This is a genomic window from Echinicola soli (assembly GCF_006575665.1).
Classification (GTDB): domain Bacteria; phylum Bacteroidota; class Bacteroidia; order Cytophagales; family Cyclobacteriaceae; genus Echinicola; species Echinicola soli.
In genome coordinates, this window is sequence record NZ_CP041253.1 from 1,898,815 (window position 1) to 1,910,485 (window position 11,671).

Below are 11,671 nucleotides of genomic sequence, written 5' to 3' on the forward strand. Positions count from 1 at the left end.
TACCAAAAAGATATCTTCAAAAATTTGTGCAGGCCTTTCCTGCTAACCTGAGTTCGACCATAAAATCGATGTCAATCCGTCATTGCGCACCCTTTTCAACCGCACAACCGTCCTCAGTGCCCTGTTTGGCTCCAGACAGGCCTGCTTGGCTCCAGATAGGCCTGTTTGGCTCCAGACAGGCTCGTAGTGACGGTTTTTAAAATCAAACTCATGTTACTGGTCAAATATAACCATGATGAAGGATTTTAGTATGCTGATATGTACTGCCATTGATTACTGGAATCTTCCTAAGGTCGCTCACGACATCATAGGTGCTTTTTGACAGGTTTCTATGATCATGGCTTCCATCCCAATGTGCATTTTCCAACCGCGTAGAATTTTTGGCCGTCGACGATACTCATGGCGGTATAGATTACCGTAAAAGTACCGTCCTCTTCTTCAATGATACACAGCGGTGTTCGCATGGCATGGTCTCCGTCTTCAGCCCAAATGTTATCTTCTGACTGGACTTTGAGCCGGATTTCCGGGCCCCAGTGGATGCCGTCTTCTGATATACTGTAGCCGATTTCCTGATCCCCAAATGTATCAAATACCGTCAGGAACCTGCCGTTACCCATTTTGGTTACCTGTGGATTTTCCATAAATTCATCCACTATTGGGACTGGGTTAAATCCTTCCGGCATTCTTGTCCATGGTCCGCTAAGTTTCGAGGCAAAAGCCAGTCCTGTGGGCCAAGGCCCCCGGGGAGTGTGGTTGTGACCGTCATAAAAAGCATACCAGGTATTTCCTGCTTTGTAGGGATTAAAGGTAGCCACTGCTTGCTCCCCTTCCCATTGCTGGGAATTTTCGTCTTGCTGCATAATGATGCCCATATCCGCATAGGGCCCGGCAATACCTCCCTTACCGGGGATGACCGATTTTGCCCGCCAGATTTTACCTTCGTAATCATAGCCTTTCAATTCACCTTTAGCTTCATCCCCGCCACGATAGGCCACATAAAAAATATTCCAGGCATTTTCTTCTTCATTAAACTCTACACCCGTGACCCATACTTCAGAAAGGGGATTGGACGGAGATCTTCCCGGAATGCTTTCTTTTATCGTCACCCGACGGGACCAGTGGATGGCATCTTCGCTGGTCCAGTATGCAATGCGCATGTCCCGGTGTGGGCGTTCGAACATTTCATTGACAAACATGTGGTACTTTCCGTCGATTTTCACGACCTGACCGGTTTCAAATCCTGATTGATTGTCGCTGGCGATTACATCAGGGTGGCTTGGGCCAATGACGGGGTCTTGGTATGCCTCCAAAAGTCCTAGACGATTAGAAGAGGTGTCTTGGGGTGATGAAAAATGATGGGATAATGTGACAGCAAGGACATCTTCCTTCTTCATGATGATACTGGATAAAATAATGGCCAGGCTTATGAAATTTATTTTCCAAAAAGTCTTTTGTTTCTCCATTGGTAAGATGAGGTTGTCTTGGGTTAAAATGATCTATTTAAGAAGTGTTAAAATATAAAAAGCAAGTAACTGCAGTATCCTGTAATATGCTGCTATAGATCTGTAGCGTAAAATACCCTCATACAGCCTTACAGATATTGCTGGTAATTTACATAACTTTCCGTCAGGTCAAATCGTTACCGAGTGCCATGAAAAAACTATCCCTGTTCTGTTCGTTGCTTTTGTTGTTTTTTTGCCATCCTCTATGGGCAAATATCCTTTCCCCTTATAACGTCAGGGATTATGGTGCAGTGGGGGATGGTAAAACATTGGATACCGAAGCGATCAACCAGGCGATCGAAGCAGCCGCTGCGGCAGGTGGGGGAACGGTGTTTTTTCCTGCCGGAAAGTATCTTTCTTATTCGATCCGGTTAAAAAGCAATATTTCTTTATTCCTGGATCATGGCAGTACCCTTATTGCAGCGGGAGAGGGAGATAAAGGTAGGTACGATGATCCAGAAGCTGGCCCGGGCAATAAGTACCAGGATTTTGGTCACAGCCACTGGAAAAACTCCTTGATTTGGGGAATTGGACTGGATAATGTGGCGATTTTGGGAACTGGGATGATTGATGGAAAGGGCCTAAGCCGTGGTTTCTATAGCACTAACAAGCACTGGGAAAATATTGGGGTGGATGCCCGGCCATATATGTGGGACGGTGGTGCTAACAAGGCCATAGCGCTAAAGCTCTGCAAAAATGTCACGTTAAAGGATTTTACCATTGTGCGTGGAGGGCACTTTGGAATACTGGCTACCGGTGTGGATAACCTGACCATCGATAACTTGAAGATGGACACCAATCGGGATGGGATGGACATCGACTGCTGCAGGCATGTGACCATTTCCAACTGCAAGATCAATACGCCAAATGATGATGCCATCTGCCTGAAAAGTTCTTATGCCCTGGGAGAAGCCCGGGCTACGGAGGATGTGGTGATTACCAATTGTCAGGTGAGCGGGTATGATCTGGGAACCTTTATCGATGGGACATACCAGACCGAGGAAGCCGATCAGGTGCCTGACCAAGAAGGGCCTACTGGACGGATTAAAATGGGCACCGAATCCAATGGTGGGTTTAAAAACATCACCATCAGTAATTGCGTCTTTAAACACTGTAGGGGGCTGGCACTGGAAACGGTCGATGGGGCACTCCTGGAAGATATCGTGATCAATAATATTACAATGCGTGATGTGACCAATTCACCGTTTTTTCTGAGGTTGGGAGCACGTATGCGAGGGCCTGATAATGCCAAGGTGGGTAGGCTCCGTCGCGTCAACATCAGTAATGTTAATGTTTACAATGCCGATTCCCGTTTTTCTTCTATCATCAGTGGTTTGCCAGGACATCCGATTGAAGAGGTAAGCCTGAGCAATATCCGCATTTGGTATCGTCCACTGCCTGAAGAGGAGGAAAAGAACATCCAGCAGGAAGTGCCCGAGTACAAAGAGGCTTATCCTGAGCCACAGAAATTTGGTGTCCTCCCCTCTTATGGGTTCTTTATAAGGCATGTGAGAAGCATCGCTATGCATAATGTCCGGGTACATGTTTTGGGAGAGGAAAGACGTACTGCGATTTACTTTGGAGATGTAATAGGTGCCGAGCTACGGGACATAACTTTAGACGTACCGAGCACCGGTGATAAAGTGGTGTCGGAAAATTCCGAACACCTTGATATCCACTATAGCAAAGAGGCAAAGGGAAGAGAAAAGAAGAATGAGTAGAGCCGTTAGATGGTAGGATGTCCTGCGAAGGAGGCCCTATGGGCTGTCAGTACAGTTTGTTAAGGCAGATAGCTATAGCATCTTAAAGGGATATCTTCGTTCGGGATAAGTCAGTTTATAGTTTGGTGGGCAAGGGTTTATGCAGATAATCAACCATTGAGAAATTAAGAGACTTAAGGTGGTCTAGATTTTCTGTTCTTTTCATCAATGGAAATGCGTAGCATTCATAAAGAACTTTTGAAAGCAATTTTACACCTGAATAAAAGAACATAAAATAACATGACCCTTACAATGTTGGGTTGGGTGAAACATTGCGAATACACATAAATATTAAAGTGTTTATTTTACATTTTAAAATTATCCCTCTATATTTCGGGTGTCACAAAGAAATATCCCCTAAATTAGGTATAAGCCTGTTTCAGTTTTCTGAATCGTGAACAACCGATCAAAATTTTTTTGTATTCAGTACAGTATAGTACAGTATAATATTCTCTGTTAAATCCATTAGTTTTAGTTTAATAAGTATTATAACTACAATCGCCATTAGATTTTTATGGTGACTGGTTTTTTATTGGTTTATTCCAATTAGGGGTTTATAATAAATTCAGAAAACCGGCCTTTATTTTAAGGCTGGTTTTTTCCACTGCAAATTAAAATTTATGGATGCATTTTCTTCAGATGGAAGGTGCTCGGGGAAGATTATATCCTGATTTTTTTGAGTGACTTTCTTCAAAGAATTTGCTGCTTTACTATGCTTTTTTTACGAAAACGATTCCGTTAATAATTTTATTAAATTAAGAAATTTAATTCTGTATTTTATTACTTTTGAAGTGTTAGATATAATTATATTATGTCTTTTGAAAAATAAAATGATGGTATGCATATAGGTTTTTGTCCTGTTTTATTGACTCAGATGACAGCGAGAAAGCCTGATCAACCGCAATGATAACCGAGTAAAACTTAGCGTTTCGTAATGATGAGAATTTCTAAACTAATAGCGTTGTTTTTGGTGAGTTGGGCACTGCTGTTACAGTCTTCCCACGCCCAAAGATCAACTTATAATTTTAATCCGGGATGGAAAGTAAAAGTGGGTGATCCAGTGCAAGCAGCTACTGCAAAATTCAATGACAGTGACTGGCAAAAGGTTACCCTTCCATACGCTTGGAACGAGGATGAAGTATTCAAAGTGGATATCCATGATCTGACTACTGGGGTAGCCTGGTACAGAAAGAGTTTTGTATTACCAAAGGGAGCCGAACAACAAAAAGTGTTTTTGGAATTTGAAGGAGTACGGCAGGGCGCTGAATTTTACGTAAACGGACAGCATATCGGCCGGCATGAAAACGGTGCCATGGCCGTAGGGTTTGACCTGACCGCTGTACTCAAACCGGCACCAGCGGAAAATGTCATTGCTGTCAGAACGGACAATGACTGGGATTACCGGGAAAAATCTACGAATACCAAATATCAGTGGAGCGACCGTAATTTTAATGTAAATTATGGAGGTATTCCCAAAAATGTCTACCTGCATATCACCGATAAGTTATACCAAACCCTTCCGTTATACTCAAACCTTGGCACCACGGGAGTTTATGTATATGCTCAAAACATCAACATTGCCGAAAAGTCCGCTGAAATAACTGCTGAGGCACAGGTCAGGAATGAATATCCCGTATCCAAATCATTTCAATATGTAGTGTCCATAAAAGATATGGAAGGCAAGGAGATAAAATCCTTTGAAGGCTGGGAGACCACCCTTTCTCCTGGACAAACCGCGACGGTCAAGGCCAGTGAACGAGTAGAAAAACTTCATTTTTGGAGCTGGGGATATGGTTATCTGTATGATGTGTACACTACGCTGATGGTAGATGGAGTGCCTGTGGATCAGGTAAAGACCACTACCGGATTTAGAAAAACCGCTTTTAAAGAAGGGATGGTGTACCTCAATGACCGTGTGCTGCAGATGAAAGGCTATGCGCAGCGAACCAGTAACGAATGGCCGGGAGTCGGCATGTCGGTGCCGGCATGGATCAGTGACTACAGTAATAGCCTTATGGTAAAAGGGAATGCCAACCTGGTGCGATGGATGCATATCACTCCTTGGAAGCAGGATGTGGAGTCCAGTGACCGGGTGGGGTTGATACAGGCCATGCCTGCCGGAGATGCGGAAGGCGACGTGCAGGGTGTGCGATGGGAACAGCGTAAAAACCTCATGAGAGATGCCATTATCTATAACCGCAATAATCCCAGTATTTTATTTTATGAATGTGGCAACGACAATATCAGTGAGTCCCACATGAGTGAGATGAAACAGATTAGGGATAGGTATGACCCTTATGGGGGAAGGGCGATCGGCAGCCGTGAGATGTTGGACAGCAAGGTGGCAGAATATGGGGGAGAGATGCTTTACATCAACAAAAGTGCGGATCAACCCATGTGGGCTACCGAATATTCACGGGATGAAGGACTCCGTAAGTACTGGGATGAGTACACGCCTCCTTACCACAAAGACGGTGATGGGCCGCCCTACAAAGGTAAAGATGCCAGTTCATATAACCACAATCAGGATTCTCATGCCATTGAAGACATTGTCCGGTGGTATGACTACTACCGCGAACGGCCCGGAACCGGAAAACGGGTAAGCTCTGGAGGTGTCAATATTGTGTTTTCAGATACCCAGACCCATTACCGTGGAGCAGAAAATTACCGCAGAAGCGGGGAGGTAGATCCAATGCGTATCCCAAAAGACGGGTATTATGCCCATCAGGTGATGTGGGATGGATGGGTAGACCCTGAAAAACCGCGGACACATATTATCGGACACTGGAACTATGAGAAAGAGGTAGTAAAAGATATTTATGTGGTTTCCAATGCACAGGAAGTAGCGTTATTTGTGAATGACAAATCCCTAGGGAAAGGGAAGCAGACTCATCGCTTCCTTTTCACTTTCCCTGATGTGGCCTGGGAAGCAGGAAGTATCAGGGCGGTAAGTTATGATGAAAATGGAGATAAGATCAGTGAGGATGAGATCATTACATCCGGTAAACCGCATGCTCTGAAATTGTCCCTGATGCAGCACCCTGAAGGTATGCGGGCTGATGGACATGACCTGGCCCTGGTACAGGTAGAAGTAGTGGATGAAGAGGGCAGACGCTGTCCTACGGCACTGGATATGATCAACTTCTCATTGGAGGGGCCTGCTGAATGGCGGGGCGGTATCGCCCAGGGACCCGATAATTACGTTTTTTCCGAAAATTTGCCTGTGGAAGGTGGTGTAAACCGGGTTTTTGTGCGGTCTACCGACAAGGCCGGGAAGATCAGCTTAAAAGCAGTGGCGAAAGGATTAAAACCGGACACTATCGATTGGACTTCACGACCGTTTGAGGTAGAGAACGGGCTGGCCAAGACCTTACCGGGAGAAGATCTCCCTTCCTATCTGGACAGAGGACCGACGCCCAGCGGGCCTTCGTATCGTCTGTCCAGGGTTCCTGTGGCAGTACGCACTGCCAAAGCGCAGGTCAACAGCGATGAGGTGAAAAAATCCTATGATGACAATGAGCTTTCCAGTTGGGAAAATGACGGGGCACTTTCCACCGGATGGATAGAATATGAGCTGGAGAGAGAGGCGGAAATCAGTGAAATCACGATGAAACTAAGCAACTGGCGTAATCGAAGTTATCCTATTTCAGTCAGTATAGACGGTAGGGAAGTCTATTCGGGCAATACTGAAAAAAGCCTGGGCTACGTGACCCTCGAATTTCCGCCAACCAAAGGAAAAAAAGTATTGATAAAATTGATCGGAGCCAATATTGACGGGGATGCTTTCGGTATCGTGGAAATCACGGGCAAGATAGAGCCTTCCGGTGAAGAGAAGAAAACCAAAGGATCTCTGGATATTGTAGAGATAGAATTTTATGAAAAAGCAGAATAACAGTTTATGATCATAAGTCAATTATCAATATTAAAATATGATAAAGCAATACTGACTGAATTTTAATTAACAACAACCAATATAACCAAATGCTTATGAATCTTTTTACAATTACCGCTCCCGGACCGGGGGGTGGCCGGGGGATTCTCATCCCTCTTCGGAAAAAAACGCTGGCCATAGCATGGACATTTGTAGTATGTTTTTTGAATGTATCGGAAGTTGCAGCCCAAAGGCCGATGGAGTTTTTGGACCGGGGGCTTATAGCGCTGGAAAAAAGTGATGGTGTTTATCTTTCCTGGAGAATGCTGGGAACTGATCCCGATAGCATTGGCTTTAACCTTTACCGGAACGGTGAAAAAATCAACACCGAACCGATTACCGAATCCACAAACTATGAGGACAGTGAAGGAACAGTAGAGGATGTTTATAAGGTGGAAACCCTACATTCCGGTGGTCCGGAGCAATCCGGTGAAGTAGAAGTGTGGAGCCTTAAGCCAGCTTATCGAAATCCTGGTAGACCTAGTTTACCGCATAAGAAAATCCCATTACCAGCTCCTCCCGTTGTGGATACCATATCATACATACCAGGGGATATGAGCGTTGGGGATCTAGATGGCGATGGGAAATATGAATTGGTTTTTGAATGGGAACCGGATGGCGTTTCCATCAATTCGTTCTTAGAAGCCATTGATTTGGAGGGAAACAGCTTGTGGAGGATTGAATGTGGTCCTAACACCACCAAGAACAAGCTGAATATCATGGTGTATGATCTTGACATGGACGGAAAAGCGGAAGTAGCCCTTAAAACCGGCCCGGGTACGAAGGATGGTACAGGAACTTACCTAAGCACCGGACCGGCGGGAAGTGACGATGACTCCTATATTATACCACGGCCTTCAGGACGGATGATGGGAGGCCCTACTTATTTGACGGTTTTTAATGGAGCGTCTGGTGCAGAAATGGCCACGGTGGATTATTTTCCCCAAATAGGGGATTCCAATGACTGGGGGGATGACTATGGTCATAGAGCCAGTTCTCTGAAAACCGCTGTGCTGTATGATCAAGCACTGGGGCCTATTCTTGTCAGTACAAGAGGAATTTATGAAAAAATCGCGATGGGTGCCTATACATGGGACGGTATGAACCTGAATCAGGTTTGGACATTTGATACGAATGATCCGGGTAATGAGGATTATGCTGGACAGGGAAACCACAGTGTAGGGGTCGGAGATGTTGATGGGGATGGCTCTGATGAACTAATGTACGGAGCCATGGCGATTGACAATGATGGGACCGGTCTTTATACTACTGGGAGAGGTCATGGCGATTCCCACCACCTGACAGACCACATGCCCGATCGTCCGGGGTTGGAATATTTCCAGGGGCATGAAAATGACACTTATGGCATTTCCATGCGGGATGCAGGAACCGGGGAGATCATTTGGGAAGTGCTCAGTTCATCAGATGTGGGACGTGCATGGGCCGCAGATGCGGATCCCGGTTACCGGGGCTCAGAAGTAGTGGCCATTGGTTTTCCCAACTATGATGCCCAGGGCAATGAAATCCCAACCAATTATAATGCCTATAACCAGCCGGTGTATTTTGACGGGGATGTGCAACGTGAGCGAAGGGGCGGAGCAAATGTCAATGGTGACTCGAGAATATTTACAGGTTGGTACTACGGGGCATCGACGATTCATGGTTCAAAAAATGATGCCAATCTGGTGGCAGATATATTAGGGGATTGGAGAGAGGAAATTATCCTCAGGAATGGAAATAATGAAGAGCTGCTTGTTTTCTCCACTTGGATTCCTACAGAAAGGAAAAATCCGACCTTGATGCATGATCCCCTTTATAGGATGAATATCGTGGTGCAAAGTATCGGCTATAACCAACCTGCCCATACAGGCTATTACTTTGCTGATGGTTATCCCGAACATGACATTTACATGGTAGGGGTGAAAGACTGTAACGGAGTAGTGGACGGTACAGCTTATATGGACGAATGCGGGACTTGTGTAGGCGGGGATACGGGACTGCAGCCCTGTATGACCCTGACAATGGAAAGTGAGGCTTCCTGCTATAAAAGCGCCATGTTCGACGACCGTTTTGAAGGGTATTCAGATCAGGGGTATTTGATTATGGACAAAAAGACCAATGGAAAAATAGCCTCCTCCATCAATACCTCCATGTCCCAGGAGGTTGAGGTGACCATCCGTTACGCAAATGGCAGCGGGCAATACCTTTCATCTGATTTGATCATGAATAACAGTACCCGTCAGCTTTCCTATACACCGGCCGCTAGCTGGGAAGATTGGCAGGAACTCCATTTGACGCTTACGTTGGAAGAAGGTGAAAATATCCTGGAAATAAAGAAAATGGATGGGTTAGGGCGTGCCAATATCGATTTTATCCAAATCACCGGAGTGGATTTAGAGGCGACAGACTGTAAAAAAATAAAACTGGCCGAAGCCGAAGAGGATTTTGTGGTCTATCCAAACCCAGCCACAGACTATTTTAGCATCAAAGGCTTCAAGTCATATCACTATATCATATATGACCTGAACCAAAATATCCATGAAGATGGGGAAGGCAACCAGAATTCCAAGCTGGGTGAGCAGCTAAGTCCAGGAGAATATTTGATTACCCTTGAAGTGGAGGGGGAAAATTATAGCAGAAGGATCAGAAAGGAATAATAGATTTTGGTTTAAATAGGTTATGGGAGGGCTTCGTTACGGAGTTCTCCCTTTTTTTGATCCATTGGAAAACTGGTCGTTTCAGTTTTTCCCTACATCCGTCAGCCTGTCCCGAAGGATTTTGGGAGGACAGGCTATAACGGGTCAAGCGAAAAAGTTGGAGGGATTAGGCTTGGTTTCGATAGCACGCAGATGGTTCAGATTAATAAGATTTGCGCTGATTTTTTTAAAATTGGAAAGCCAAGAGAAGATAAACCAAGACTTGAAATGGCGTTATATCCATAGCCCTGGGCTACGCCTATGGTAAACAGTCTAGCAAACCGATGTAGGTTTTAGCATCGATCACCTGACCAATGCCCACAAATTTACACTAAAACCCGATCCACGCCAGTGGAGCATTATTCCCATAATCAACAGGAAAAAGGAATTTTAAAAAAAAAGTAGATTGAAATTTATTTGCTCTCAGAAACATGGCTTGATCCGCAAGCAAGCAGGCCAGTCTTTCGTTGGATAGATCAGAAACAGGACAATGAGTATAAGCTTAGTAGTCAGGGTAAGTGCCTTTCCGAAATCTCAAGTCTAACATCTAAAAATCTGATGTGATAGCCGAACGCAGTTGTTGAATTGCTTTGGCGTAACGCAATCCCAGTTTATGTGCAGAGGGAGTGTCAAAATGTAAACGGTCCCCTTTATCAGTAAGGCCTTCAGCAGAAACCACGGCAGTAAAAGGGAGGGAATCAGGTAGCTGCTTGAGGACTGAATTGATATGGTCTTCCCGGTTAAAGTAGCCGATTTCACCAGCTATAAAGGGCAGGTTAGGGGCATTGAGGTCCCTGCGTAGATTGGTGATCAATGTTTTTAGGTTTTCAAAGTAACTGGCTGCCTTTTCAGGATCATTGTCCGATTCCCCCTGATGCCATAGGATTCCTTTGAGCACCCCTGTTTTTGTGGCTGTCTTTGCCCTGAAGATGGCTTCATCATAAGGAAAATGGTCAAGATATTTAGTCCCTGGTGCCCAAACACGGATGGGGGAACCGCCCCAGGCACAAGGGATCAGGCCAATTCGTTGGTCAGGGTACTTTTCTAGCATAGCCTTGGCAAAATTAAGACCGGGACCTACCCCCGCCATAGGTTTGTCAAAATGCAGAGGATCTATTGCCGGAACCCATTGATTATTGCTATCTAGCATCAGTATTCTTGGGTCGGACGAGCTTATTGTAGTATCCAGTGGGCCTCTTCCCGCCATATTGGATTGACCGATAAGGAGGTAGAGATCCAGCGAGCTGTCCTGTTTTGTAGAAGATGTTTGGCTTTGAACCTTGAATGAGAAGAAAAAAAGACCAAAACACAATACTACCAGGATCAGAGAGTCAGAATATCGTTTCATAGGCTTCTAATTATTTCAAATAATCGTCTTGGACGATTATACTCTGGGGCAGATGAATATACAATATTCATGTACCACGGATACTGTGGAAAATTCGTTATTTTGTAGAATAATCTGGCTTGGACAATATCTTTTTGTACTAGGAAAAACAGAATCCGTGATGTCGACTCTGGTTGGTTCTCATATCACTCTTATTTTAATATGATTTCTTTATTGTTTTTTGCCACAAGGCTCTAAGCTGTTTGTCTTCTATGAAATTTGAAATCTGCTATAGAACACTTCGTGTCTTGGGGACGTTGTGACGGCATGCCAAAATGAATGGAAACCTTACCTCTTCCCCCAGAAATATTGCTTGATCAGTGTTTTTCAGTAAGCCAGGCAGGGATAAAAAAATAAAGTCTCCGTGGCAGTGGCCGGTGCTGAGATTCAATGGA

5 protein-coding genes are annotated in these 11,671 nt (G+C 44.8%); 3 read left to right on the plus strand and 2 right to left on the minus strand.

The genetic code is table 11. The features are described 5' to 3' along the window. Positions 1 to 335 precede the first annotated feature (335 nt). Positions 336 to 1,463, minus strand: coding sequence for a glycoside hydrolase family protein (locus FKX85_RS07840; RefSeq protein ID WP_210416916.1), 1,128 nt, complete (start codon positions 1,461 to 1,463; stop codon positions 336 to 338). A 188-nt stretch (positions 1,464 to 1,651) separates the two neighbouring features. Between FKX85_RS07840 and FKX85_RS07845 the strand changes: the two genes are divergently transcribed. The 3 genes from FKX85_RS07845 to FKX85_RS07855 all read left to right on the plus strand — a co-directional run bounded on the left by FKX85_RS07845 (position 1,652) and on the right by FKX85_RS07855 (position 9,850). Beyond that, on the plus strand, positions 1,652 to 3,223 hold the full coding sequence (locus FKX85_RS07845) for a rhamnogalacturonidase (RefSeq protein ID WP_141614206.1): 1,572 nt from the start codon (positions 1,652 to 1,654) through the stop codon (positions 3,221 to 3,223). A gap of 973 nt (positions 3,224 to 4,196) precedes the next feature. Then, a complete protein-coding gene (locus FKX85_RS07850; RefSeq protein WP_229239797.1) occupies positions 4,197 to 7,154 on the plus strand; it encodes a glycoside hydrolase family 2 protein in 2,958 nt (985 codons plus the stop codon). 95 nt (positions 7,155 to 7,249) lie between these two features. Continuing rightward, on the plus strand, positions 7,250 to 9,850 hold the full coding sequence (locus FKX85_RS07855) for a rhamnogalacturonan lyase family protein (protein ID WP_141614207.1): 2,601 nt from the start codon (positions 7,250 to 7,252) through the stop codon (positions 9,848 to 9,850). A gap of 586 nt (positions 9,851 to 10,436) precedes the next feature. Here the strand turns inward: FKX85_RS07855 and FKX85_RS07860 are convergent. Then, positions 10,437 to 11,237: a sialate O-acetylesterase gene (locus FKX85_RS07860; protein ID WP_141614208.1), complete on the minus strand. Its 801-nt coding sequence runs from the start codon at positions 11,235 to 11,237 to the stop codon at positions 10,437 to 10,439. Between the last annotated feature and the right edge of the window lie 434 nt (positions 11,238 to 11,671).

Excerpts from the sequence above, each read along its gene's own strand:
- FKX85_RS07840 (WP_210416916.1), bottom strand. The coding sequence starts at position 1,463 with ATGGAGAAACAAAAGACTTTTTGGAAAATAAATTTCATAAGCCTGGCC.
- FKX85_RS07845 (WP_141614206.1), top strand. The coding sequence starts at position 1,652 with ATGAAAAAACTATCCCTGTTCTGTTCGTTGCTTTTGTTGTTTTTTTGC.
- FKX85_RS07850 (WP_229239797.1), top strand. The coding sequence starts at position 4,197 with ATGATGAGAATTTCTAAACTAATAGCGTTGTTTTTGGTGAGTTGGGCA.
- FKX85_RS07855 (WP_141614207.1), top strand. The coding sequence starts at position 7,250 with ATGAATCTTTTTACAATTACCGCTCCCGGACCGGGGGGTGGCCGGGGG.
- FKX85_RS07860 (WP_141614208.1), bottom strand. The coding sequence starts at position 11,237 with ATGAAACGATATTCTGACTCTCTGATCCTGGTAGTATTGTGTTTTGGT.